Consider the following 24178-nt stretch of genomic DNA (forward strand, 5'->3'; position numbering starts at 1 on the left):
GCCCCGCTAGCCCTCCGCACCATCGGCCGGCCGCGGCACCACCGGCAACGGATACACCGGGGGAGTACCACCGAACTCCGGACACGACGCCCGGTGGTCGCACCACCCGCACAGCTTCGTCGGCCGCGGCCGCCACTCACCCGTCGCCGTCGCCTCCCGGATCGCCTCCCACAGCGCCAGCAGCTTGCGCTCCACCCGCTCCAGATCCGCCACCACCGGGTCGTACGTCAGCACGTCCCCACTGCCCAGGTACACCAGCTGCAGCCGCCGCGGCACCACCTGCTTCAGCCGCCACACCACCAGCGCGTAGAACTTCATCTGGAACAGCGCACCCTCGGCGTACTCCGGCCGCGGCGCCTTCCCCGTCTTGTAGTCGACGATCCGCACCTCACCCGTCGGCGCCACGTCCACCCGGTCGATGATCCCGCGCAGCCGCAGCCCCGACTCCAGCTCCGTCTCCACGAAGAACTCCCGCTCCACCGGCTCCAGCCGCGTCGGGTCCTCCAGCGTGAACCAGCGCTCGACCAGCGCCTCCGCCTCCGTCAGCCACTGCGCCAGCGCCGCCCCCTCGTCACCCTCCGGGAACAGCTCCGTCAGCTCCGGCCGCGACTGCAGCAGCCGGTCCCACTGCCCCGGGACCAGCCCCTTCGCCCGAGGCGCCGTCCGCTCCTGCGCCGGATGATCGAAGAGCCGCTCCAGCACCGCGTGCACCAGCGTCCCCCGCGTGGCCGCCGCACTCGGCTTCTCCGGCAGCTTGTCGATCACCCGGAACCGGTAAAGCAGCGGGCACTGCATGAAATCGCTCGCCCGGGAAGGAGAGAGCGAGGAGGGCGCCACAGCGCCCGGGCTGGCGGCTTCCGCCGCACCGGGCACGGCACCGGGGCTCGTCGTCATGCACAAAACCCTACGACCCGCCACGGACAGCACGCGCATACCATCGACGCACAGCACCCTCGCACTGCATGATCGGAGCATCACCGGGCGCTACGCACACCGCGCCGTACACGACGAGAACCCCACCTGAACCCCCAGCACCGAACGAAGGACAGACGTGGCAGACACCGACCAGACCGGCGAGCGCGATAACCGGCGCTCGGGACCGGGCGGCGGACTCCTCATGGGCCGCCCCTTCGGCGTACCCGTCTACGTCTCACCCAGCTGGTTCCTCGTCGCAGCCCTCATCACCTGGGTCTTCGGAGACCAGCTCGACCGCGTCCTGCCCGACCTCGGACCCGTCCGCTACCTCGTCTCCCTCTTCTTCGCCGTCGCCTTCTACGCCTCCGTCCTCGTCCACGAACTCGCCCACACCGTCGCCGCCCTCCGCTTCAAACTCCCCGTCCGCCGCATCCAGCTCCAGTTCTTCGGCGGCGTCTCCGAGATCGAGAAGGAGTCCGAGACCCCCGGCCGCGAATTCGTCCTCGCCTTCGTCGGCCCCCTCCTCTCCCTCCTCCTCGCCGGCGGCTTCTACCTCGGCATGAAGGCCGTCGACCCGGCCACCGTCCCCGGCGTCCTCCTCGCCGGCCTCATGATCTCCAACCTCCTCGTCGCAGCCTTCAACCTGCTCCCCGGCCTCCCCCTCGACGGCGGCCGCATGCTCCGCGCCGTCATCTGGGGCATCACCGGCAAACCCATGGCCGGCACCGTCGCCGCCGCCTGGGCCGGCCGCGCCCTCGCCGTCGCCGTCCTCCTCGGCCTCCCGCTGCTCACCCACACCGGAGTCCTCGGCAACCGCCCCCAGGAGATCGGCGGCATGGACACCGTCATGGACGCCCTCCTCGCCGCGATCCTCGCCGCCATCATCTGGACCGGAGCCGGCAACAGCCTCCGCATGGCCCGACTGCGCGAACACCTCCCCGAACTGCGCGCCCGCAGCCTCACCCGCCGCGCCATCCCCGTCGAGAACGCCACCCCCCTCTCCGAAGCCCTCCGCCGCGCCAACGAAGCCGGAGCCCGCGCCCTCGTCGTCGTCGACGGCCACGGAGACCCCACCGCCATCGTCCGCGAGAGCGCCATCGCCTCCGTACCCGAACACCGCCGCCCCTGGGTCGCCGTCAGCACCCTCGCCCAGGACCTCACCGACGGCATGAAGGTTTCCGCGGAACTCACCGGCGAAGAACTCCTCGACCACCTCCGCGCCACCCCCGCCACCGAATACCTCGTCCTCGAACCCGGCGGCGCCATCTACGGCGTCCTGTCCACCCTCGACGTCGAGAAGGCCTTCGTGAAGGCCATGGCACGGCCCCAGTCCTGAAGCCAATACACTGGTCACATGTCCGAACCGACCGGTGCCGCCCGCCGACGCGGGCCCTTCAAGGTCGGGGACCAGGTTCAGCTCACCGACCCCAAGGGCCGCCACTACACGTTCACGCTCGAAGCCGGGAAGAATTTCCACACCCACAAGGGTTCCTTCCCCCACGACGAGCTGATCGGTGCTCCCGAAGGCAGTGTTGTCCGTACCACGGGGAACGTCGCGTACCTCGCGCTGCGCCCCCTGCTCCCCGACTACGTCCTGTCCATGCCCCGCGGCGCCGCCGTGGTCTACCCCAAGGACGCGGGCCAGATCCTGGCCTTCGCCGACATCTTCCCCGGCGCCCGCGTCGTGGAAGCGGGAGTGGGCTCCGGCTCCCTGAGCAGCTTCCTGCTGCGCGCCATCGGCGACCAGGGCATGCTCCACAGCTACGAGCGCCGCGCGGACTTCGCCGAGATCGCCACCGCCAACGTGGAACGCTACTTCGGCGGACCCCACCCGGCCTGGCAGCTCACCGTCGGCGACCTCCAGGACAACCTCTCCGACACCGACGTCGACCGCGTCATCCTGGACATGCTCGCCCCCTGGGAATGCCTGGAGGCCGTCTCCAAGGCCCTCGTCCCCGGCGGCATCCTCTGCTGCTACGTGGCCACCACCACCCAGCTGTCCAAGACCGTCGAGTCCATCCGCGAGATCGGCTGCTTCGCCGAGCCGCAGCCGTGGGAGTCGATGATCCGCAACTGGCACGTCGAAGGCCTCGCCGTCCGCCCGGACCACCGCATGATCGGCCACACCGGCTTCCTCGTCACCGCCCGCCGCCTCGCGGACGGCGTCGAGCCCCCCATGCGCCGCCGCCGCCCCGCCAAGGGCGCCTACGGCGAGGACTACGAGGGCCCCGGCAGCGACCGCTCCGCGTAGGGACCCCCACCCCCCTCCGCACACCCAACACGACGGCGCTGCGGCGCAGTTCCCCCCACCCCGGGGGAACTGCGCCGCAGCGCCTTTTCGTTGTCTGCGCACCGACCTCGGACCCTGCCGTTCCACCCCCGTGTGAGGTGTGGCACGATGCTGGCTCCCCGTCACCCTTCGCACAGGAGACACCCCGCGTGCTGCACACCCCCGCCACGCTGGCAACCCCGGACACCCTGGCCCACACCCGGACCAGGCCCCTCCACTGGCTCGCCACGGCCACCGCCATGGCCGCCGTCATAGCCGCCGCGGGACTCGTACAGCCGGCCACGGGCAGCCCTGCCACCGGCAGCCCGGCCGCCACCGAGGAACCCGCCGCGAAGGGGCCACAGGCCGCCGCCCCCGACCCGGCCGCCGTCACCTACCCCCTCGACTGCAAGGGCGCGCCCCAGGCCGTCACCGCCACCGCCCAGGGCGACCTCGACGGCGACGGCCGCCCCGAAACCGTGGCGGCCGTCCGCTGCGACGCGGGCTCAGGCACCCCGCCCCACGCCATCTACGTACTCACCCAGGACCCCGCCGGGGGCTCCGCCCCCCGCGTCGTGGCCACCCTCCTGGACACCCCGCAACGCCAGACCGCCACAGAACTGACCGTCCGCGACCGAACCGTCACCGCGAGCCTCCTCGGCTACTCCGGACCCGAGGTCCCGCGCTGCTGCCCCGACAAGAAGCAGCTCGCCAAGTGGCGCTGGAGCGACGGAAAATTCCGCCAGGAGCTGACGGACTCAGCCGCCAGGAGTGTTTGAAGCGTCACTCGGCGTCCGGACCGAAGACCTCCACGCCGTCCGAAACGCGCCTTACGTGAATGCAGTCACCCGGACATTCCTTCGCCGAGTCCACCACGTCCTGGAGCAGCGGCAGCGGCACCGGAGTGGTCGCCCCGACCTCCTGCAGCAGCTCGTCGTCCGCGCTCTTCACATACGCCAGACCGTCGATGTCCAGCTCGAACACCTCGGGCGCGTACTGCGCGCAGATGCCGTCGCCGGTGCAGAGGTCCTGGTCGATCCAGACCTCGAGCGGCTCGCCGGCCCCGCCCGCGCCGCCCGTCGGAGCGTCCTGCTGCACGGTCATATCTCCTGCCGTTCCCTGCGGTGAGTGATCCATCCCGGTCACAACCCGCGACAAGTCGCACGGGCCCTGACGGGTGTTGAACACTTCGACCTTACAACCGGCGGCTTCCCGAGTTTGATGGGTGGGTATTTCCTTGGCGTGAGGGAGTACGCAAGGGTGAAGATCGGACACACCTCTATCGTCTTTGTGATCTAGGGGTTTCAATCACCACCAGCCCAGGTAGGGTCAGGAAGCGTCCAGCTCCCCTTGGAGGAGGTGAGGACCGTGGCAGCCCACGACGACGACATCAACCGCGGCATCCGGCCCGCGCGAGGGTCCGAGGACCCCGCCGGCCAGGTTGCCTATCTCGAGCAGGAAATCGCCGTCCTGCGACGTAAGCTCGCCGACTCTCCGCGACACACGAGGATTCTCGAAGAGCGGATCGTCGAGCTCCAGACAAATCTGGCCGGCGTCTCCGCACAGAACGAACGACTGGCGAATACCCTCCGTGAGGCCCGCGACCAGATCGTGGCCCTCAAGGAAGAAGTCGACCGGCTCGCACAGCCGCCGGCAGGCTTCGGTGTCTTCCTCCAGGCGAACGAGGACGGCACCGTCGACATCTTCACCGGAGGCCGAAAGCTCCGCGTGAACGTCAGCCCCAGCGTCGACCCGGAAGACCTCCGGCGCGGCCAGGAGGTCATGCTCAACGAGGCCCTCAACGTGGTCGAGGCCATGGAATTCGAGCGGGCCGGGGACATCGTCACCCTCAAGGAGATCCTCGAGGACGGCGAGCGCGCCCTGGTGGTCGGGCACACCGACGAGGAACGGGTGGTGAGGCTCGCCGAGCCGCTCCTGGACATCACCATCCGTCCCGGCGACGCCCTCCTGCTCGAACCCCGCTCCGGCTACGTCTACGAGGTCGTCCCCAAGAGCGAGGTCGAGGACCTGGTCCTCGAAGAGGTCCCCGACATCGACTACGACAAGATCGGCGGCCTGGGCGACCAGATCGAGCTGATCCGCGACGCGGTCGAGCTCCCGTACCTCTACCCCGACCTGTTCAAGGAACACGAACTGCGGCCCCCGAAGGGCATCCTGCTCTACGGCCCGCCCGGCTGCGGCAAGACGCTCATCGCCAAGGCCGTCGCCAACTCCCTTGCCAAGAAGGTCGCCGAGGTGACCGGACAGGCCCAGGGGAAGTCGTACTTCCTGAACATCAAGGGCCCCGAGCTCCTCAACAAGTACGTCGGCGAGACCGAGCGGCACATCCGCCTGGTCTTCCAGCGGGCCCGCGAGAAGGCCAGCGAGGGCACCCCCGTCATCGTCTTCTTCGACGAGATGGAATCCCTCTTCCGCACCCGCGGATCCGGAGTCAGCTCCGACGTCGAGAACACCATCGTCCCGCAGCTCCTCGCCGAGATCGACGGCGTGGAGGGCCTGGAGAACGTCATCGTCATCGGCGCCTCCAACCGCGAGGACATGATCGACCCGGCCATCCTGCGCCCCGGCCGCCTCGACGTGAAGATCAAGATCGAGCGTCCGGACGCCGAGGCCGCGAAGGACATCTTCGCGAAGTACCTCAAGGCCTCGCTGCCCCTGCACACGGACGACCTGTCCGAACACCAGGGCTCCACGGCCGGCACCGTCCACAGCATGATCCAGACCGTCGTCGAGCAGATGTACGCCGAAACCGAGGAGAACCGCTTCCTCGAGGTCACGTACGCCAACGGCGACAAGGAAGTCCTGTACTTCAAGGACTTCAACTCGGGCGCGATGATCCAGAACATCGTCGACCGAGCCAAGAAGATGGCCATCAAGGCCTTCCTCGAACACAACCAGAAGGGCCTCCGGGTCTCCCACCTCCTCCAGGCGTGCGTGGACGAGTTCAAGGAGAACGAGGACCTGCCCAACACCACCAACCCGGACGACTGGGCCCGAATCTCCGGCAAGAAGGGCGAGCGGATCGTATTCATCCGCACCCTCGTCACCGGAAAGCAAGGCGCGGACACCGGACGCTCCATCGACACGGTGGCCAACACCGGTCAGTACCTCTGAAGCGGAGCGGCTGCGGATGCCCTCCCCGGGCATCCGCAGCCGACTGCTTTACCCGACCGCTTTACCGGCCGCATTCCAGCCGGTGACAGGGCAGATTCAATGACGGAAATGATCTCCCCACGAGCGCGCAGTGGTTCTAGGCTCTTCCGTACCGCCGGACGCGCAGTGCGGGGACGGGCACCGCACAGTCACACGCACCGGAGCACCAGCGGTACTTGAGCGCCGCCCCCGGAGGGGGGCGCCGCCGGGCAAGGAGGGCCGCATGACCGTACGGCGAGTAATGGGGATCGAGACGGAGTACGGGATCTCCGTCCCCGGTCACCCGAACGCCAATGCCATGCTCACCTCGTCCCAGATCGTCAACGCCTACGCGGCGGCGATGCACCGGGCGCGACGCGCCCGCTGGGACTTCGAGGAGGAGAACCCGCTGCGGGACGCCCGCGGCTTCGACCTCGCCCGCGAGGCCGCCGACAGCAGCCAGCTGACCGACGAGGACATCGGCCTCGCCAACGTCATCCTGACGAACGGCGCACGGCTCTACGTCGACCACGCCCACCCCGAGTACAGCTCCCCGGAGATCACCAACCCGCTGGACGCCGTGCTCTGGGACAAGGCCGGCGAGCGGATCATGGCCGAGGCGGCCGTACGGGCCGCCCAGCTCCCCGGGGCCCAGCCGATCCACCTCTACAAGAACAACACCGACAACAAGGGCGCCTCCTACGGCACGCACGAGAACTACCTGATGAAGCGGGAGACCCCCTTCTCGGAGATCGTGCGCCACCTGACCCCCTTCTTCGTCTCGCGACAGGTCGTGACCGGCGCGGGACGCGTGGGCATCGGCCAGGACGGCCGCGAGCACGGCTTCCAGATCAGCCAGCGCGCGGACTACTTCGAGGTCGAGGTCGGCCTGGAGACCACTCTCAAGCGGCCCATCATCAACACCCGGGACGAGCCGCACTCCGACGCCGAGAAGTACCGCCGCCTCCACGTGATCATCGGCGACGCGAACCTCTCGGAGATCTCCACCTACCTCAAGCTCGGCACCACCGCGCTCGTCCTGTCCATGATCGAGGACGGGTTCATCGGCGTCGACCTGGCCGTCGACCAGCCCGTACGCACCCTCCACCACGTCTCCCACGACCCCTCGCTGAAGTACCTGCTCACGCTGCGCAGCGGCCGGACACTGACCGCAGTGCAGCTCCAGATGGAGTACTTCGAGCTGGCCAGGAAGTACGTGGACGAGCGTTTCGGTTCGGACGCGGACGAGCAGACCAAGGATGTGCTGGCCCGCTGGGAGGACGTGCTGGGCCGGCTGGAGAGCGACCCCATGAGCCTGTCGGGGGAGCTGGACTGGATCGCCAAGCGGGAGATCCTGGAGGGCTACCGGCGCCGGGACGGCCTCGACTGGGACGCGGCGCGGCTGCACCTGGTGGACCTCCAGTACTCGGACGTACGGCCCGAGAAGGGCCTGTACAACCGTCTGGTGGCCCGCGGCAAGATGAAGCGGCTGGTGGAGGAGTCCGCGGTGGAGCGGGCTCAGAGCAAGCCCCCGGAGGACACCAGGGCGTACTTCCGCGGCCGCTGCCTGGAGCAGTACGCGGACGACGTGGCGGCGGCCTCCTGGGACTCGGTGATCTTCGACCTCCCGGGCCGGGACTCGCTCCAGCGCGTCCCCACGCTGGAACCCCTGCGGGGGACCCGCAACCACGTCAAGGAGCTCCTGGACCGCTGCCGCACGGCGGAGGACCTGGTCCGGGTGCTTTCGGGGCAGTGAACGCGGCTGAAAGGGCGCCGGTCCGGGAATCATGAGAAGAACCGGACCGTGAAAGTACGGGGACGAATGTCGGACCATCCCTATAAGGTCCGACGTAGGGTCTGATCTTGAGAGATCCCGAATCCCGGGGTCTCTCGACATGAGCGTGCGAACCGAGCGGGGTGAGGTAGACATGGCGACCAAGGACACCGGCGGCGGACAGCAGAAGGCGACGCGCTCGACCGAGGAGGTCGAGGAGGCCGCGGTCGAAGAATCGACCGACCTCAAGGAGCGCCAGGAAAAGCTCTCCGACGACGTCGACTCCGTACTCGACGAAATCGATGATGTGCTCGAAGAGAACGCTGAGGATTTTGTTCGAAGCTTCGTTCAAAAGGGTGGCCAGTAAGGGCATTCCGCCTTCGAAATGAAGGTGGCCCTGATGTGCTGGGGCCATGTCGACGGAATCGAAACTATGTCGTGGATGCGGCCTGCAGCACCCGCTCAGTGCGTTTGCCGCGAACCGCTCCACGAAGGACGGCCTGCAGGCCCGGTGTCGCCCATGCGTCGCGTCGTACGGGGCGGAGTACTACCGGCGCCGGCAGGCCGCCAAGGGCAAGACGGTATGGGTGCGGGCGGAAGTCCAGCCGGGCTGGAAGCAATGCCGCTCCTGCGGGGAGGTCAAGCCCCATAGCGAGTGGCACAAGAACGCAACAGCACCTGACGGGCTCGCCACTTGCTGCAAGCCGTGTAAGGCGGCGCGCGGAAGGGCGGGCCACCTCAAGCGCTCCTACGGGATGACCGAGGCCCAGCGTGACGAGATGGTTGCCGCACAGAACGGAGTCTGCGTGATCTGCCAAGAAGGTCTGGCCGAGCACGTGGATCACGATCATCAGACGGGTAAGGTCCGAGGCGTACTGTGCTTCAGCTGTAACGCAGCCCTGGGGCAGTTCAAGGATCGGCCGGACGTCATGAGGCGTGCAGCCGCTTACGTGGAAGGAAACCTGTGGAACCCAACACTCGTAGCACAGGGCGTCTACCGGCAGCCTTCCTGACGCCGGGGTCCTCGTCCTTCATGGACTTCCTGGGCGCGCACTCGCCCGAGATGTTGCCCGGCAACCGCAGGCTGCCGGAAGGTGTCGTCGAGGCGCCGCACGGGACGACCATCGTGGCCGTCACCTTCCCCGGCGGGGTCGTGCTCGCCGGTGACCGGCGGGCGACCATGGGGAACATGATCGCGCAGCGGGACATCGAGAAGGTGTTCCCGGCCGACGAGTACTCCGCGGTCGGCATCGCCGGTACGGCCGGCCTGGCCGTGGAGATGGTGAAGCTGTTCCAGCTGGAGCTGGAGCACTTCGAGAAGGTGGAGGGGGCGACCCTCTCCCTGGAGGGCAAGGCCAACCGGCTCTCCACCATGATCCGCAGCAACCTCGGCATGGCGATGCAGGGCCTGGCCGTGGTGCCGCTGTTCGCGGGCTACGACGAGGCCAAGGAGAAGGGCCGGATCTTCTCCTACGACGTCACCGGCGGCCGCTCCGAGGAGCACGGCTACGCGGCGACCGGTTCGGGTTCGATCTTCGCGCGGGGCTCCATGAAGAAGCTCTACCGCCCGGACCTGACCGAGGACCAGGCCACCACGCTGGTGGTGCAGGCGCTGTACGACGCCGCCGACGACGACTCGGCGACCGGCGGGCCGGACCTGTACCGCCACATCTATCCGATCGTCACCGTCATCACCGACGAGGGCTTCCGCCGGCTGAGCGAGGACGAGTCGCAGGCGCTCGCCCGCTCGGTCACCGATCGTCGTCTCGAGCAGCCCGACGGCCCGCGCGCCGCACTGCTCTGATCGTCCGTCACCTCGTCGCCCAGAAGAAAGGGACGGAAAGCCGGTGTCGACTCCGTTCTATGTGTCACCCCAGCAGGCCATGGCCGACCGGGCGGAATACGCCCGGAAGGGCATCGCCCGCGGTCGCAGCCTTGTCGTGCTGCAGTACGCCGACGGCATCGTGTTCGTCGGCGAGAACCCGTCCCGTGCGCTGCACAAGTTCAGCGAGATCTACGACCGGATCGGCTTCGCGGCCGCCGGCAAGTACAACGAGTACGAGAACCTGCGGATCGGCGGTGTGCGGTACGCGGACCTGCGCGGGTACACCTACGACCGTGACGATGTGACGGCCCGTGGGCTGGCCAACGTGTACGCGCAGACCCTCGGCACGATCTTCTCCTCGGCCGGTGAGAAGCCGTACGAGGTGGAGCTGGTGGTGGCCGAGGTCGGTACGACGGCCGCCGGCGACCAGATCTACCGGCTGCCGCACGACGGTTCGATCGTGGACGAGCACGGCTCGGTCGCGGTCGGCGGCAACGCCGAGCAGATCAGCACCTACCTGGACCAGCGTCACCAGGACGGGATGACGCTGTCGGAGGCGCTGAAGCTGGCGGTGGCGGCGCTGTCCAGCCAGGCCAACGGCGCCGACAAGGCGATTCCTGCCGAGCGGCTGGAGGTGGCGGTGCTGGACCGGACCCGGTCGCAGCAGCGCAAGTTCAAGCGGATCCGTGGCCGGCAGCTGTCGCGGCTGCTGGAGGCGGACGTGCCGGCGGCCGCGCAGGCGGACGCCGTGTCGAACGACGAGGCTCCGGAGGACGACGCGGAGTAGGCGGTAGGCAAGCAGGATTCCGGTGCGTGGCCCCGGTCGCCCCTCCTGGGGTGGCCGGGGCTTCGTAGTGTCCGGGCGGCTACGGGGTGGGGGCCGGGCCCGTGGAGTCGCGGACGACGAGGGTGACGGGGATGTCGGGGGCGGTCCAGGGGGTGCCTTCGAGGACGGCGAGGAGGGCGGTCATGCCCTGTTCGCCGACGCGTTCGGCGGGGAGGTGGACCGTGGTGAGCTCGGGTTCGACGGCGGTGGCGAGGGCCAGGTCGTCGAAGCCGGTGACGGAGAGGTCCTCGGGGACGCGCAGGCCGAGGCGGCGGGCGGCCTTGCAGGCGCCGGCGGCGAGGATGTCGTCGTCGCAGACGATGGCGGTGGGCCGGCCCTGTGGGGCCGCGAGGGCGGCCTCCATGGCCGTACGGGCGTCGTCGGCGGTGAGGGGGGACCGTACGGTGCGCAGCTCGGTTCCGGGGCCCAGGAGGGTCGTGAGGGCTTCGGCGCGGGTGTCGAAGGTCCAGGAGTCGACGGCTGAGGCGAGGTGGAGGAAGCGGCGGTGGCCGAGGGCGAGGAGGTGCTCGGTGACCTGGCGCATGCCGTCGGCCATGGCGAGGTTGACGTGGGCGGCGGAGCCGGTGGCGCGGGGGTCGCTGTCGAGCATGACGAGGGGGAGGGTGTCACCGCCGATGGCGTGGAGGGCGTGGGCGGCCATGGAGGAGGCGATGACGCCGTCGAGGGCGGCGCGGGCGGAGGCGAAGGGGTCGCGGGCGGGTCCGGTGCCGTCGGGGGAGGGGTAGAGGACGACGCCGAAGCCGTGTTCGGCGGCGACGCGGGCGGCGCCGGTGTAGACGCGGGCGAAGAACTCGTTGGTGAGGGCGGGGACGACGAGGAGGGCGGTGCGGGTGGAGCCGAGGCGGAGGTTGCGGGCGGCGAGGTTGGGCCGGTAGCCGAGGCGGGTGGCGGTCTCGCGGACGAGGGCGGCGGTGCGTTCGGAGACGCGGCCGGGCCATTTGTCGCCGAGGACGAGGGAGACGGTGGCCTGGGAGACCCCGGCGGCGGTGGCCACGTCCCGGCTGGTGGGTCTCGTCACACGGGGCTCCTGTCGTGCGAGGTCAGGGGTGGTGGGGTGGTCCGTGGGGTGGACCCGCGGACTGTGGCCATGGTACGTATGACGCGTCAAGTTATACGTATTACCCCGGCTGGGGCCGGGCAGAAGGGGGCCGTCATGGCCGCGGGATACGCGGAGCTGCTCCGGACCCGGCACGCTGCGAGGCTGCTGGCGGGCACGCTCGTCGGCAGGCTGCCGAACGCCACCGCGCCGATCGCGATCGTGCTGTTCACGCGCGCGGAGGGCGGCAGCTACAGCCTGGCGGGGGCGCTGGCCGCCGTGTACGGGCTGGCGAACGCGGTGGGCCAGCCGCTGCTGGGGCGGGCCGTGGACCTGTTCGGGCAGCCGCGGGTGCAGCTGCCGGCGGCGCTGCTGTCCGCGCTCGGCATGGTGTGGCTGGCGCTCGCGGGCACCGGGTCGGTGGTCGCGGCGTACGCCGCGGTGGTGGTCGGCGGGCTCTTCACGCCGCCGCTGGAGGGCGGGCTGCGGGCCCTGTGGCCGAGCGTGCTGGGGGGCCGCGAGGAGAAGGTGCACGCGGCGTACGCGATGGACGCGGTGGCCCAGGAGGTCATGTTCACCGTCGGTCCGCTGCTGGTGACGCTGTTCGTGGCGGTGTGGTCGCCGGCCGGGGCGCTGCTGGCGCTGAACGCGATCGGGCTGCTGGGTGCGCTGTCGGTGGTGGTCAGCGAGCCGTCGCGGACGTGGCGCTCGGAGCCGCGGGAGGCCCACTGGCTGGGCGCCCTGCGCTCGCGCGGGCTGCTGGCGCTGCTGGGCGCGTTCTTCTTCGTGGGCATGGCGCTGGGTTCGATCACGGTGGCCGGCGTGGCGTACGCGGACGACAACGGGGGCCAGGCGGTGTACGGCTGGCTGATGGCGGCGCTGGGGCTGGGCGCGCTGATCGGCGGCGTGTTCTACGGTGCGCGCCAGTGGGCGGGTGCGCCCGAGCGGCGGCTGCGGCTGCTGGTGGCGCTGCTCGCGGTCGGCTACCTGCCGCTGCTGCTGATCCCGGGGCCGGTGGCGATGACGGCGCTGGCGGCGCTGTCGGGCGTGTTCCTGGCGCCGTCCCTGGCGTGCGCGTTCATCGTGGTGGACCGGCACGCGCCGGCGGGCACGGTGACCGAGGCGTTCTCGTGGCTGGTGACGTTCTTCGGTGTGGGTGCGGCGATCGGCACGGCGGCCGCGGGGCCGGCGGTGGAGCTGGGCGGTACCGCGTGGGGCTTCGGGGTGGCGTGCGCCGCGGGCGGTGCGGCGCTGCTGGTTCTGATGGTGACTCAGGGGGCCCTGTCAACTGCGGGGCACAGCCGTGCGGTGGCGGGTTCGGCGCAGGGAGTGCCGGGCGGAGCCGATGAGGTGGCCCCGCAGGCCCGGTCGGCGCAGTGACGGGCGGGCGCGTCGGTGCGGCGCGCCCGCGGCTTTCACCGGGCGCCCGCCGGGTGTCCGGCGGGCTGCTCGGGGGAACTGATCGAAACGGCGGCTCCGAACCCGGTTTCAGAAGAGGGCAGAAGGCGTAATGTTCAGTCATGGACCGCCGCATTTTCGGGCTGGAGAACGAGTACGGCGTCACGTGCACGTTCAGGGGACAGCGCCGACTGTCTCCTGACGAAGTGGCGCGCTACCTCTTCCGCCGTGTCGTGTCATGGGGCCGCAGCAGCAATGTCTTCCTGCGGAACGGCGCCCGCCTCTACCTCGACGTGGGTTCGCATCCGGAATATGCAACTCCCGAATGCGACAACGTGACCGAGCTGGTCACGCACGACAAAGCAGGCGAGCGCATTCTCGAAGGACTGCTCGTCGACGCCGAACGCCGCCTGCACGAGGAGGGAATCGCGGGCGACGTCTATCTCTTCAAGAACAACACCGACTCGGCGGGCAACTCGTACGGCTGCCACGAGAACTACCTGGTGGCCCGGCACGGGGAATTCTCCCGCCTGGCGGACATTCTCATCCCGTTCCTCGTCACGCGGCAGCTGATCTGCGGTGCCGGCAAGGTGCTGCAGACCCCTCGGGGTGCCGTCTACTGCGTGAGCCAGCGGGCCGAGCACATCTGGGAGGGCGTCAGCTCCGCGACGACGCGCTCGCGCCCGATCATCAACACGCGCGACGAGCCGCACGCGGACGCGGAGCGGTACCGCCGCCTCCACGTGATCGTGGGCGACTCGAACATGTCCGAGACGACCATGCTGCTGAAGGTCGGGGCGACCGACCTGGTGCTGCGCATGATCGAGGCGGGCACGGTGATGCGGGACCTGACCCTGGAGAACCCGATCCGGGCGATCCGCGAGGTCAGCCACGACATCACGGGCCAGCGCAAGGTGCGCCTGGCGAGCGGCCGGGAGGCCTCCGCGCTGGAGATCCAGCGGGAGTACTACGACAAGGCCGTGGACTTCGCCGAGCGCCGGGGCATCCGTACCGGCGTGGTGGACCAGGTGCTGGAGCTGTGGGGCCGCACGCTGGACGCGATCGACGCCGAGGACCTGGACCGGATCGGCACCGAGATCGACTGGGTCATGAAGTACCAGCTGATCGAGCGGTACCGGGGCAAGCACAACATGACCATGTCGAATCCGCGGGTGGCTCAGATAGACCTCGCCTACCACGACATCCACCGCCGGCGCGGGCTGTACTACCTGCTGGAGCGCAAGGGGCAGGCGGCACGGATCTGCAACGACCTCAAGATCTTCGAGGGCAAGTCGGTGCCTCCGCAGACGACGAGGGCGCGGCTGCGCGGCGACTTCATCCGGCGGGCGCAGGAGCAGCGGCGGGACTTCACGGTCGACTGGGTGCACCTGAAGCTCAATGACCAGGCGCAGCGCACGGTGCTGTGCAAGGACCCGTTCCGGTCGGTCGACGACCGCGTGGAGAAGCTGATCGCCGGCATGTAGCGGCCGGTGTGACGTCCCACTTCTCACCAGGGCCCCGTACGTTTCTCGTACGGGGCCCTGCTCACGGCTTAGAGTGGCGGGCGACCGTCTTGCCGTCTGAGATCTGAGGAACCCGTGCGCCGAATTGCCGGCCTGCTTGTCGTACCCCTCCTGCTGCTGTCGACTGCGGCGTGTGGCGACGACAGCGGCTCCGACTCCGCCCAGATGAAGAACGGAGCGCCCGCGATCACCAAGGGTGCCGAGTTCGGGGAGACTCCCACCCTGTCGAAGGGGAAGGGCGAGCCGCCCAAGGAGCTGAAGGTGGTGACCGTCAAGGAGGGCACCGGCCCGGCGCTGAAGAAGGGCGACATCGCCCAGGTCAACTACTACGGTCAGGTGTGGGACGGCACCGAGCCGTTCGACCAGAGCTTCGGCAAGGGCCAGCCGTTCGACGTGACGATCGGCGCGGGCGCCGTCATCAAGGGCTGGGACCAGGGCCTGGAGGGCCAGAAGGTCGGCAGCCGTGTCGAGCTGGTGATCCCGCCGGAGCTCGGTTACGGGGAGCAGGGCTCGCCCCCGAAGATCAAGGGCAACGCCACGCTGGTGTTCGTGGTGGACATCGTCAAGGGCGCCACGGTCCCGGCCTCGGCCACGGGCAAGGAAGTGGCCCAGGACAACAAGGACCTGCCGAAGGTCGGTACGAACACGGACGGCAAGGAAGTCTCCGTGGCCGTCCCGAAGGACGTCACCCCGCCGGCGAAGCTGGTCTCCAACTACGTCCTGGAGGGCGACGGTCCGGCCGTGACGGACAAGAACAGCGTCGTCGTCAAGTTCCACGGCAAGACGTGGAAGGACGACAAGACGTTCGAGAGCACCTACACCTCGGGCCAGTCGGTGACCTGGCCGCTGGAGCAGCTGCAGGTGAAGGGCCTCAAGGACGGCATCGTCGGCAAGAAGGTCGGCAGCCGCATCCTGCTGGTGATCCCGCCGGACATGGGCTTCGGCGACAAGGAGCAGGGGACCATCCCGGCGAACTCGACGCTGGTCTTCAGCCTCGACATCCTCGCGGTGATGTAAGACTGTCCCGGTTGTCCCATAGTTTGAGGAGCAGTTCCGTGAGCGACAAGCTCGAGAAGCCCGAGATCGACTTCCCCGAGGGCCCGGTCCCCACCGACCTCGTCATCGAGGACATCTGGGTGGGTGACGGCGCCGAGGCCAAGGCCGGCTCGCGCGTCTCCGTCCACTACGTGGGCGTGGCGTTCTCCACCGGCGAGGAGTTCGACGCCTCCTGGAACCGCGGTTCCGCGCTGCAGTTCCAGCTCGGTGTCGGCCAGGTCATCGCGGGCTGGGACCAGGGTGTCCAGGGCATGAAGGTCGGCGGCCGCCGCAAGCTGACGATCCCCGCCCACCTCGCCTACGGCGACCGTGGCGCGGGCGGTGCGATCGCCCCGGGCGAGACGCTGATCTTCGTCTGCGACCTGATGGCCGCCTGATACCGGGCCGCCGACAGCACGAGGGCCCCCGCCGTGAGGCGGGGGCCCTCGCTTTTGTCCGGGACCGCCGGGGCGGTACGGTCAACGGTCACGAGTGTGTCGAGAAACGGGGGATGGGCTTCGATGGCGATTGCCAAGGCCGAGCGTCTGATGAATCTGGCGCTGTGTCTGCTGGGGACCCGCCGGCCGCTGAGCAAGCGCGAGCTGCGCGGTTCCATCGAGGCCTACATGGAAGCCGGCAACGACGAGTCCTTCAACCGCATGTTCGAGCGGGACAAGGACGACCTGCGCGAGCTCGGTCTGGTGATCGAGACGGTGGAGAACCTGGAGGGGGAGACGGGCTACCTGGCCCGCCGGGACAGCAACCGGCTGCCCCCGGTCTCCCTGGACGCCGAGGAGGCCGCCGCCCTGGGGCTGGCGGCCAAGGTCTGGCAGCAGGCCCGCCTCGCGGGAGCCGCCAGCGGCGCCCTGCAGAAGCTGCGGGCGGGCGGGATGCCGGAGGCGGACAACCCGTACGAGGGACAGCACAGCGCCATCGAGCCGCGCATCCCGGTCCACGAGGCGGCCTTCGAGCCGCTGATGCTGGCCTGCCGGGACCGCCGCCCGGTGGTCTTCGACTACCGCAAGTCCACCGCGGCCCGGCCCGAGACCCGTCAGGTGGAGCCCTGGGCGCTGGAGTGCTGGCGCGGGCACTGGTACCTGGCCGGCTACGACCGTGACCGCGGGGCGGAGCGGGTGTTCCGGCTGTCGCGGATCACCGGGAAGGTCCGCTCGCGCGCGGCGAAGTACACCGCGGAGGTGCCGGACACGGTGACCGTGCGGGAGACCGTGGCGAGCTGGGCCGGGGAGAGCGCGGACCGCTCCGCGCTGATCCGGCTGCGGGCCGGGGCGGGCTACCCGCTGCGGGCCAAGGCCACGGCGGTGCACGAGGGCACGGACGGCTGGGACGAGCTGGAGATCCCCTACGGGCACGGGCTCGACGCCTGGCTGGTGGAGTTCGGGCCCGACGTCGTCGTGGTCGGGCCCTCCGATCTCCGGTCGGACGTGGTGGACCGGCTGCGAGCCGTCGCCGGCGCCTGACACGCTGTCCGGGGGGCGCCCGCCGTGCGGGTCCCGCCCGAGGTGCGGGGCCGGTCCGTCCGCCGCACCACTTCGAATCCGCGACATCCACAGACGTGCCCTGAGGGGGAGACGTACCAGCATGGCTGCCAACGCCATCGACCAGACCCGCCGGATGCTGTCCCTGGTGACGTACCTGCGCGAGCGCCCGGGGGCGCACGTCGCCGACGTCGCGCGTGCCTTCGGCATCACCGAGGACGAGCTGATCTCGGACCTCGACGTGCTGCCCATGTGCGGGACCAGCTTCCGGGGCGGGGACCTGCTCGACATCGACACCGACGGGGAGCGCATCTGGTGGCGCAATCCCGACGCTTCGGGGGAGTCCACCGCCGAGCCGCTGCGGCTGGCCGCCGACGAGGCGACCGCGCTGCTGGTCGCCGCCCGCGCCGTGGCGACGCTGCCGGGGCTGCGCGAGAGCGACCGGGACGCCCTGCTGCGGGCGACCGCCAAACTGGAGGCGGCCGCGGGCGAGGCGGCCGGGGCCAGCTCCCGGCTGTCGGTGACCTTCGAGTCCGAGGGCGGGGTGTTCGCGGACGTCGACCGGGCCATCGCGGAACGCCGGCGGCTGTGGCTGCGCTACTACTCGCCGGCCCGGGACGAGCTCACCGAGCGCGAGGTCGACCCGATCCGGCTCTTCGCGGTGGGTCACACCTACATGGAGGGCTGGTGCCACCTTTCCGAGGCCCGGCGCACCTTCCGCCTCGACCGGGTGGCCGAAATTCGACTCCTGGACGAGCGGGCCGAGCCGCCCGCCATCGAGCCGCGCGACCTGTCCGTGGGCCTCGTCCAGCCGGCCGCCGAGGACCCGGAGGTCGTGGTCGAGGTCGGACCGGGCGGCCGCTGGGTCGCCGAGTACTACCCGCACGACAGCGCCGAGGAGCTCGCGGACGGTGGCCTGCGCATCACGCTGCGCAGCCCGGACCCGGCCTCCCTGCGGCGCCTCGCGCTGCGGCTGGGCCGCGAGGGGCGGATCGTGGCCCCCGCCGAGCTGGCGGACAGCGCGCGCAGCGCCGCCCGGGAGGCACTCGCGGGGTACGGGGAACAGGTCTGAGGGGCGCGGTCGATGTCGCCAACGTCCGGGCCGGTCGCCTTCAAGGCCTCCTGTCCCGAGTGCCGCGCCCGCTTCGAGCTGGACGCGGGCGCCCTGCGGCTGGCCATCGGCGGCAGCCGCAGGGCCACCTTCTACTCCTTCACGTGTCCTGAATGCGGCGCCGCCGTCCGCAAACCGGCCGGGGACCGCATCGTGGAACTGCTGACCGGTGGCGGCGTGAGCACCCTGCGCAGCATCTGAGGCGGCCGGTGGCCTAGGCTCGGCCCCATGCTGTGGCCGATGTTCGCAATTGTCCTGGGCTTCCTCGGGGTCGCCGTGCTCGCCGTGCTGGCCGTGCGCGTGTACGCGGAGGTGCGCAGGCTCTCCGCGGAGGTCGCGCTGGCCAGCCGCCGGATCACCGCCGCGTCGGCCGACCTGGAGCGGGAGGCCGTGGGGCTGGCACGAGCGGGCGGCGACGTACGGCCGTGAACGGGCGCGACGGTCGTACGTCGCGCACGCGACAGGCCCGTGACCGGGGGATTGACAACCGGCCAGGACGCAAGACCGGGTACGCCGGGGGATTGCCGGGCGTTAACCCCCTGGGGTTACGATCCTGGGTAGAGACAGTCCCAGGCGCCTGTGCCGGTGTGCTGTGAACCTCGGAGAAAAGGAAGATACCTATGTTCGGCAACCTCAGGGGTTGGGAAATCTTCGTCATTCTCGGAGTCATCATCCTGCTGTTCGGCGCCAAGAAGCTCCCCGACATGGCCCGCTCCCTCGGCAAGTCGGCCCGCATCCTCAAGAGCGAGGCCAAGGCCATGAAGAAGGACGGCGAGGCCGACGACGCGGCCGCGGCCCCGGCCGCCGACCAGTCCGCGCAGGCGCCGGTCGCCCCGCGCACCATCCAGGCCGCGCCCGGTGACGTCACCAGCTCCCGGCCGGTCAGCGAGCCGAACCGCACCGCCCAGGGCTGACGAACGCCCTTCACGCCAGTCATCTGCAACGAGACAAGGGACGTGGGTTGCTCAAGTCTGCCCGCAAGCAGGGGAAACAAGAACGAAAGGCAAAGGACGCCGAAGGGCGCATGCCTCTCGTCGAGCACCTGCGCGAACTGCGTAACCGCCTGCTGAAGTCGGTCCTGGCGATCCTCGTCATCACGATCGTCGCGGCCTTCTTCTACCGGGACATCATCAACTTCCTGCTGAAGCCGATGCTGGACTCCGTCGGCTGCACGAACGGCGTGGTGACCCAGCGCAACGGACGGCCCTGCGCCGACATGACCGTGAACGGCCTGATCTCGGCGTTCTCGATCGCCCTCAAGGTCTCGCTGATGGCCGGTGTGGTGCTCTCCGCGCCGGTGTGGCTGTACCAGCTGTGGGCGTTCGCCGCGCCCGGGCTGCACAGCCACGAGAAGAAGTACGCGCGGAGCTTCGTCGCGGTCGGCGCGCCGCTGTTCATGGCCGGCGCCGTCCTCGCGTACAAGATCCTCCCGCAGACCGCGATGATCATGCTCGAGTTCACGCCCGACCACGCGCGCAACCTGCTCCCGGTCGACGACTACCTCGACCTGGTCACCCGCATGGTGATCGTCTTCGGTCTGGCTTTCGAGCTGCCGCTGCTGCTGATCCTGCTGAACTTCACCGGCGTCCTCAGCGGCAAGCGCCTGGCCGGCTGGTGGCGGGGCATGGTCCTCGGCATCACGATCTTCGCCGCCTTCGCCACGCCCACCGGTGACCCGCCGACCATGCTCGCGCTGGCCCTGCCCATCGTGGCCCTCTACTTCGCGGCCGTCGGGCTCTGCCTCCTCAACGACCGCCGCCGCCGGCGCAACAACCCCGACGCGGAACTGAGCGACGACGAGGCCTCGCAGCTCGACCTGACCCCGGCCCCCATAGGCGAGGTCGAATCGGCGCCGGCCCCCGCCGCGCTGCCCGGACAGGCCGACGGCGGACGCCAGCGGATCAACGGCTACGACGACGCCACCTGACGGCCGCACCCCGGTGGCCGCCGGGGCCCCCGGGGCGCCCCGGGCCCGTCACAGGGCTCCGGTACATTCCCCGGGTGAGCTACGAGGTCACCCTCTTCGTCAATCCCACCGCGGGACGCGGCCGGGGCGCGCACGCCGCGCAGCCGGCCGCTTCCGCTCTGCGGGCGGCAGGCTTCTCCGTACGGACCCTGGTGGGCGCCGACGCCCCGGACGCGCTGGCCCGGCTGACGGCCGCCGTGCGCGAGGGCACCGGCGCCGTGGTCGCGGTGGGCGGGGACGGCATGGTCTCCCTGGCGCTCCAGGCCCTCGCGGGCACCCCGGTGCCGTTCGGGGTCGTCGCGGTGGGCACCGGCAACGACTTCGCCCGGGCCACGGGACTGCCCGTCCGGGAGCCCGCGCTCGCCGGGCGGATGGCCGCCGAGGCGCTCAAGGAGGGCCGGATCCGCGAGACCGACCTCGGGCGGGTCGGCGCCACCTGGTACGGGACCGTGCTGTGCTCCGGCTTCGACTCGAAGGTCAACGACCGCGGCAACCGGATGCGGCTGCCGGCGGGCCGCTTCAAGTACGACCTCGCGATGATCGCGGAACTGGCCGCCTTCCGGCCCTTCCCGTACCGCATCACCCTCGACGACGGCCCCGTCATCGAGACCGAGGCCACCCTGGTCGCCGTGGGCAACGGCTCCTCCTACGGCGGCGGCATGCGCATCTGCCCGGACGCCGTGCCCGACGACGGCCTCTTCGACGTCACGGTCGTCGGCGACTGCAGCCGGACCACCCTGCTGAAGGTGTTCCCGCAGGTCTACCGGGGCGGCCACCTCTCCCACCCGAAGGTGAGCGTCCACCGCGCCCGGAAGATCACCCTGGAGGCGCCCGGCCTGACCGCGTACGCGGACGGGGAGCCGCTGGGGCCCCTCCCGGTGACCGCCGAGTGCGTGCCCGGGGCGGTCCGGCTCCTCACATAAATGATCGCGACTGTTGTCAGACCCGGCGGGTAGGCTCGACAGCAAGATGACCGAAGAACTCTCACCCGCCGAGCGGTACGCCGCTTCCCGGATCCGCGCCGCCGAAGAGGCCTCCGCCCTGGCCCCCTTCCGCGAGATGTACGACTTCGACCTGGATCCGTACCAGGTGGAGGCCTGCAAGGCGCTGGAGGCCGGCAAGGGCGTCCTCGTCGCCGCCCCGACCGGCTCGGGCAAGACCATTGTCGGCGAGTTCGCCGTGCACCTGGCCCTCGCGCAGGGCCGCAAGTGCTTCTACACCACGCCGATCAAGGCGCTCTCGAACCAGAAGTACGCCGACCTCGTCAAGCGCTACGGCGCCGACAAGGTGGGCCTGCTGACGGGCGACAACAGCGTCAACTCCGAGGCGCCGGTGGTCGTGATGACCACCGAGGTGCTCCGCAACATGCTCTACGCGGGCTCCCAGTCCCTGCGCGGCCTCGGCCACGTCGTGATGGACGAGGTCCACTACCTCTCCGACCGGTTCCGCGGGGCCGTGTGGGAGGAAGTGATCATCCACCTCCCCGCATCGGTGACCCTGGTGTCCCTGTCGGCCACCGTCTCCAACGCCGAGGAGTTCGGCGACTGGCTGGACACCGTGCGCGGCGACACCGAGGTCATCGTCTCCGAGGAGCGGCCCGTTCCGCTGTGGCAGCACGTCATGGCCGGCCGCCGGATCTACGACCTCTTCGAGGAGGAGTCCGACCACGGAGGCCGCGGCTCCGCGCGCCGGGAGGTCAACCCCGACCTGCTGCGCATGGCCCGCGAGGAGAACAGCCGCACCTACAGCCCGAAGGACCGCCGGCGCGGCAAGATGGTCCGCGAGGCCGACCGCGAGCGCGAGCGGCGCTCCCGCGGCCGGATCTGGACCCCGTCCCGCCCCGAGGTCATCGCCCGCCTCGACAACGACGGGCTGCTGCCCGCCATCAACTTCATCTTCAGCCGGGCCGGCTGCGAGGCCGCCGTCCAGCAGTGCCTGTACGCGGGCCTGCGCCTCAACGACGAGTCCGCCCGCCTCAGGGTCCGCGAGATCGTGGAGGCGCGCACCGCCGCCATCCCCACCGAGGACCTGCACGTCCTGGGCTACTACGAGTGGCTCGAAGGCCTGGAGCGGGGCATCGCCGCGCACCACGCGGGCATGCTGCCCACCTTCAAGGAGGTCGTGGAGGAGCTCTTCGTCCGCGGCCTGGTGAAGGCCGTCTTCGCCACGGAGACCCTGGCGCTGGGCATCAACATGCCCGCGCGCACGGTGATCCTGGAGAAGCTGGTCAAGTGGAACGGCGAGCAGCACGCCGACATCACCCCCGGCGAGTACACGCAGCTGACCGGCCGGGCCGGCCGCCGCGGCATCGACGTCGAGGGCCACGCGGTCGTGCTCTGGCAGCGGGGCATGGACCCGGCGGGACTCGCCGGGCTCGCGGGTACCCGTACGTATCCGCTGCGTTCCAGCTTCAAGCCGTCGTACAACATGGCCGTCAACCTGGTCAGCCAGTTCGGGCGGCACCGCTCGCGCGAGCTGCTGGAGACCTCCTTCGCGCAGTTCCAGGCGGACCGCTCGGTCGTCGGGATCTCCCGGCAGGTGCAGCGCAACGAGGAGGGCCTGGAGGGCTACCGGGAGGGCATGACCTGCCACCTGGGGAACTTCGAGGAGTACGCGCAGCTGCGCCGCGACCTCAAGGACCGCGAGACGGAACTGGCCAAGCAGGGCGCCGCCCAGCGGCGGGTGCAGGCGGCCAGTTCGCTGGAGAAGCTCAAGCCGGGTGACATCATCCACGTGCCGACGGGCAAGTTCGCCGGGCTCGCGCTGGTCCTGGACCCGGGCGTGCCGGCCGGACGGGTCCACGGCAGCCGCGGGTACGAGTACGCCGAGGGCCCGCGCCCGCTGGTGCTCACCGCGGAGCGGCAGGTCAAGCGGCTCGCCGCGATCGACTTCCCGGTCCCGGTCGAGGCGCTGGACCGGATGCGGATCCCCAAGACCTTCAACGCGCGCTCGCCGCAGTCCCGTCGGGACCTCGCCTCCCAGCTGCGCAGCAAGGCCGGGCACATCACCCCCGAGCGGCGCTCCCGCGGCCGGGCCGCGGCCGCCGACGACCGTGAGATCGCCAGGCTGCGCACCGAACTGCGGGCGCACCCCTGCCACGGCTGCGACGAGCGCGAGGACCACGCCCGCTGGGCGGAGCGCTACCACCGGCTCAAGCGGGACACGCAGGCGCTGGAGCGGCGGATCGAGGGCCGGACGAACACGATCGCCCGCACCTTCGACCGGATCCACGCCCTGCTGACCGAGCTGGACTACCTGCGCGAGGACGAGGTCACCGTGCACGGCAAGCGGCTCGCCCGCCTGTACGGAGAGCTCGACCTGCTGGCGTCCGAATGCCTGCGCGCCGGGATCTGGGAGGGCCTGAGCCCGGCGGAACTGGCCGCCTGCGTCTCGGCATTGGTCTTCGAGGCCCGGCAGTCCGACGACGCGGTCGCGCCGAAGGTGCCGGGCGGAGCGGCGAAGGCGGCGCTCGGCGAGATGGTCCGCATCTGGGGCCGGCTCGACGCGCTGGAGGAGGAGCACCGCATCAACCAGGCGGAGGGCGTGGGCCAGCGCGAGCCGGACCTCGGCTTCGCGTGGGCGGCGTACCAGTGGGCCTCCGACAAGAGCCTGGACGAGGTGCTGCGCGAGGCGGAGATGCCGGCCGGCGACTTCGTGCGCTGGTGCAAGCAGGTCATCGACGTGCTCGGGCAGATCGCGGCGGCGGCCCCCTCGGCCGGCGGCGACAGCGGCAGCACGGTCGCGAAGAACGCCCGCAAGGCCGTGGACGCACTCCTTCGGGGCGTCGTGGCCTACAGCTCCGTCAGCTAGGGGGACGAGGGTCCCAGACG

General features: G+C 70.3%; 24 protein-coding genes. 21 read left to right on the forward strand and 3 right to left on the reverse strand.

Going from position 1 to position 24178, the window contains the following annotated elements; translation table 11 throughout:
- Positions 1-6: 6 nt before the first annotated feature.
- On the reverse strand, positions 7-894 hold the full coding sequence (locus AB0O53_RS30440) for a RecB family exonuclease (RefSeq protein WP_350998253.1): 888 nt from the start codon (positions 892-894) through the stop codon (positions 7-9).
- A 223-nt stretch (positions 895-1117) separates the two neighbouring features.
- Here AB0O53_RS30440 and AB0O53_RS30445 point away from each other — a divergent pair, with 223 nt between their 5' ends.
- From AB0O53_RS30445 to AB0O53_RS30455, 3 genes are all read left to right on the forward strand, one after another.
- Complete coding sequence (locus AB0O53_RS30445; RefSeq protein WP_381895852.1) at positions 1118-2251, forward strand: site-2 protease family protein; 1134 nt, start codon at positions 1118-1120, stop codon at positions 2249-2251.
- 18 nt (positions 2252-2269) lie between these two features.
- Positions 2270-3166 carry a tRNA (adenine-N1)-methyltransferase gene (locus tag AB0O53_RS30450; protein WP_030833375.1) on the forward strand — a complete coding sequence of 299 codons (897 nt, stop codon included), beginning with the start codon at positions 2270-2272 and terminating at the stop codon, positions 3164-3166.
- 188 nt (positions 3167-3354) lie between these two features.
- Positions 3355-3963: a hypothetical protein gene (locus AB0O53_RS30455; RefSeq protein WP_350998247.1), complete on the forward strand. Its 609-nt coding sequence runs from the start codon at positions 3355-3357 to the stop codon at positions 3961-3963.
- Positions 3964-3967: 4 nt separating this feature from the next.
- On the opposite strand, the gene AB0O53_RS30460 is transcribed toward AB0O53_RS30455, so the two are convergent.
- Entirely contained in the window at positions 3968-4288 is a 321-nt protein-coding gene (locus AB0O53_RS30460) for a ferredoxin (protein WP_030963772.1), read from the reverse strand.
- Positions 4289-4552: 264 nt separating this feature from the next.
- Here AB0O53_RS30460 and arc point away from each other — a divergent pair, with 264 nt between their 5' ends.
- The 6 genes from arc to prcA all read left to right on the forward strand — a co-directional run bounded on the left by arc (position 4553) and on the right by prcA (position 10723).
- Positions 4553-6319, forward strand: coding sequence for a proteasome ATPase (gene arc / locus AB0O53_RS30465; protein WP_030655926.1), 1767 nt, complete (start codon positions 4553-4555; stop codon positions 6317-6319).
- Between the two features lie 262 nt (positions 6320-6581).
- Positions 6582-8093 carry a depupylase/deamidase Dop gene (gene dop, locus AB0O53_RS30470; RefSeq protein ID WP_364860051.1) on the forward strand — a complete coding sequence of 504 codons (1512 nt, stop codon included), beginning with the start codon at positions 6582-6584 and terminating at the stop codon, positions 8091-8093.
- Between the two features lie 172 nt (positions 8094-8265).
- A complete protein-coding gene (locus AB0O53_RS30475; protein ID WP_030016348.1) occupies positions 8266-8478 on the forward strand; it encodes a ubiquitin-like protein Pup in 213 nt (70 codons plus the stop codon).
- A 46-nt stretch (positions 8479-8524) separates the two neighbouring features.
- A complete protein-coding gene (locus AB0O53_RS30480; protein ID WP_350998239.1) occupies positions 8525-9124 on the forward strand; it encodes an endonuclease VII domain-containing protein in 600 nt (199 codons plus the stop codon).
- Positions 9076-9915 carry a proteasome subunit beta gene (gene prcB / locus AB0O53_RS30485; protein ID WP_350998236.1) on the forward strand — a complete coding sequence of 280 codons (840 nt, stop codon included), beginning with the start codon at positions 9076-9078 and terminating at the stop codon, positions 9913-9915. The genes AB0O53_RS30480 and prcB overlap by 49 nt, the downstream gene beginning before the upstream one ends.
- A gap of 43 nt (positions 9916-9958) precedes the next feature.
- Entirely contained in the window at positions 9959-10723 is a 765-nt protein-coding gene (gene prcA / locus AB0O53_RS30490) for a proteasome subunit alpha (protein WP_350998234.1), read from the forward strand.
- Positions 10724-10802: 79 nt separating this feature from the next.
- On the opposite strand, the gene AB0O53_RS30495 is transcribed toward prcA, so the two are convergent.
- Positions 10803-11801, reverse strand: coding sequence for a LacI family DNA-binding transcriptional regulator (locus AB0O53_RS30495; RefSeq protein ID WP_350998232.1), 999 nt, complete (start codon positions 11799-11801; stop codon positions 10803-10805).
- A gap of 135 nt (positions 11802-11936) precedes the next feature.
- On the opposite strand from AB0O53_RS30495, the gene AB0O53_RS30500 reads away from it, so the two are divergent.
- The 12 genes from AB0O53_RS30500 to AB0O53_RS30555 all read left to right on the forward strand — a co-directional run bounded on the left by AB0O53_RS30500 (position 11937) and on the right by AB0O53_RS30555 (position 24158).
- The gene (locus AB0O53_RS30500; RefSeq protein WP_350998229.1) at positions 11937-13199 is read left to right on the forward strand and encodes an MFS transporter; all 1263 of its coding nucleotides are present in this window, start codon (positions 11937-11939) and stop codon (positions 13197-13199) included.
- A 140-nt stretch (positions 13200-13339) separates the two neighbouring features.
- On the forward strand, positions 13340-14701 hold the full coding sequence (gene pafA / locus AB0O53_RS30505) for a Pup--protein ligase (RefSeq protein WP_031153848.1): 1362 nt from the start codon (positions 13340-13342) through the stop codon (positions 14699-14701).
- A gap of 114 nt (positions 14702-14815) precedes the next feature.
- The gene (locus AB0O53_RS30510) at positions 14816-15757 is read left to right on the forward strand and encodes an FKBP-type peptidyl-prolyl cis-trans isomerase (RefSeq protein ID WP_350998225.1); all 942 of its coding nucleotides are present in this window, start codon (positions 14816-14818) and stop codon (positions 15755-15757) included.
- Between the two features lie 38 nt (positions 15758-15795).
- Complete coding sequence (locus AB0O53_RS30515; RefSeq protein WP_350998223.1) at positions 15796-16173, forward strand: FKBP-type peptidyl-prolyl cis-trans isomerase; 378 nt, start codon at positions 15796-15798, stop codon at positions 16171-16173.
- 123 nt (positions 16174-16296) lie between these two features.
- Positions 16297-17253, forward strand: coding sequence for a helix-turn-helix transcriptional regulator (locus AB0O53_RS30520; RefSeq protein WP_350998220.1), 957 nt, complete (start codon positions 16297-16299; stop codon positions 17251-17253).
- Between the two features lie 121 nt (positions 17254-17374).
- Complete coding sequence (locus tag AB0O53_RS30525; protein ID WP_350998217.1) at positions 17375-18343, forward strand: helix-turn-helix transcriptional regulator; 969 nt, start codon at positions 17375-17377, stop codon at positions 18341-18343.
- A gap of 12 nt (positions 18344-18355) precedes the next feature.
- Complete coding sequence (locus AB0O53_RS30530; RefSeq protein WP_030025910.1) at positions 18356-18583, forward strand: CpXC domain-containing protein; 228 nt, start codon at positions 18356-18358, stop codon at positions 18581-18583.
- A 27-nt stretch (positions 18584-18610) separates the two neighbouring features.
- Entirely contained in the window at positions 18611-18811 is a 201-nt protein-coding gene (locus AB0O53_RS30535; protein ID WP_350998214.1) for a hypothetical protein, read from the forward strand.
- 191 nt (positions 18812-19002) lie between these two features.
- A complete protein-coding gene (gene tatA, locus AB0O53_RS30540) occupies positions 19003-19296 on the forward strand; it encodes a Sec-independent protein translocase subunit TatA (RefSeq protein WP_350998212.1) in 294 nt (97 codons plus the stop codon).
- Between the two features lie 47 nt (positions 19297-19343).
- Entirely contained in the window at positions 19344-20309 is a 966-nt protein-coding gene (gene tatC, locus AB0O53_RS30545) for a twin-arginine translocase subunit TatC (protein WP_365199956.1), read from the forward strand.
- Positions 20310-20383: 74 nt separating this feature from the next.
- Positions 20384-21271: a diacylglycerol kinase gene (locus AB0O53_RS30550; protein WP_365199958.1), complete on the forward strand. Its 888-nt coding sequence runs from the start codon at positions 20384-20386 to the stop codon at positions 21269-21271.
- Positions 21272-21317: 46 nt separating this feature from the next.
- Positions 21318-24158, forward strand: coding sequence for a DEAD/DEAH box helicase (locus AB0O53_RS30555; RefSeq protein WP_350998206.1), 2841 nt, complete (start codon positions 21318-21320; stop codon positions 24156-24158).
- Positions 24159-24178 lie beyond the last annotated feature (20 nt).

Origin of the sequence: Streptomyces erythrochromogenes (genome assembly GCF_040684695.1) — a bacterium.
GTDB lineage: Bacteria > Actinomycetota > Actinomycetes > Streptomycetales > Streptomycetaceae > Streptomyces > Streptomyces erythrochromogenes_C.

Excerpts from the sequence above, each read along its gene's own strand:
- AB0O53_RS30440 (WP_350998253.1), bottom strand. The coding sequence starts at position 894 with ATGACGACGAGCCCCGGTGCCGTGCCCGGTGCGGCGGAAGCCGCCAGC.
- AB0O53_RS30445 (WP_381895852.1), top strand. The coding sequence starts at position 1,118 with ATGGGCCGCCCCTTCGGCGTACCCGTCTACGTCTCACCCAGCTGGTTC.
- AB0O53_RS30450 (WP_030833375.1), top strand. The coding sequence starts at position 2,270 with ATGTCCGAACCGACCGGTGCCGCCCGCCGACGCGGGCCCTTCAAGGTC.
- AB0O53_RS30460 (WP_030963772.1), bottom strand. The coding sequence starts at position 4,288 with ATGACCGTGCAGCAGGACGCTCCGACGGGCGGCGCGGGCGGGGCCGGC.
- dop (WP_364860051.1), top strand. The coding sequence starts at position 6,582 with ATGACCGTACGGCGAGTAATGGGGATCGAGACGGAGTACGGGATCTCC.
- AB0O53_RS30475 (WP_030016348.1), top strand. The coding sequence starts at position 8,266 with ATGGCGACCAAGGACACCGGCGGCGGACAGCAGAAGGCGACGCGCTCG.
- AB0O53_RS30480 (WP_350998239.1), top strand. The coding sequence starts at position 8,525 with ATGTCGACGGAATCGAAACTATGTCGTGGATGCGGCCTGCAGCACCCG.
- AB0O53_RS30500 (WP_350998229.1), top strand. The coding sequence starts at position 11,937 with ATGGCCGCGGGATACGCGGAGCTGCTCCGGACCCGGCACGCTGCGAGG.
- pafA (WP_031153848.1), top strand. The coding sequence starts at position 13,340 with ATGGACCGCCGCATTTTCGGGCTGGAGAACGAGTACGGCGTCACGTGC.
- AB0O53_RS30520 (WP_350998220.1), top strand. The coding sequence starts at position 16,297 with ATGGCGATTGCCAAGGCCGAGCGTCTGATGAATCTGGCGCTGTGTCTG.
- AB0O53_RS30525 (WP_350998217.1), top strand. The coding sequence starts at position 17,375 with ATGGCTGCCAACGCCATCGACCAGACCCGCCGGATGCTGTCCCTGGTG.
- AB0O53_RS30530 (WP_030025910.1), top strand. The coding sequence starts at position 18,356 with ATGTCGCCAACGTCCGGGCCGGTCGCCTTCAAGGCCTCCTGTCCCGAG.
- AB0O53_RS30535 (WP_350998214.1), top strand. The coding sequence starts at position 18,611 with ATGCTGTGGCCGATGTTCGCAATTGTCCTGGGCTTCCTCGGGGTCGCC.
- tatA (WP_350998212.1), top strand. The coding sequence starts at position 19,003 with ATGTTCGGCAACCTCAGGGGTTGGGAAATCTTCGTCATTCTCGGAGTC.
- AB0O53_RS30555 (WP_350998206.1), top strand. The coding sequence starts at position 21,318 with ATGACCGAAGAACTCTCACCCGCCGAGCGGTACGCCGCTTCCCGGATC.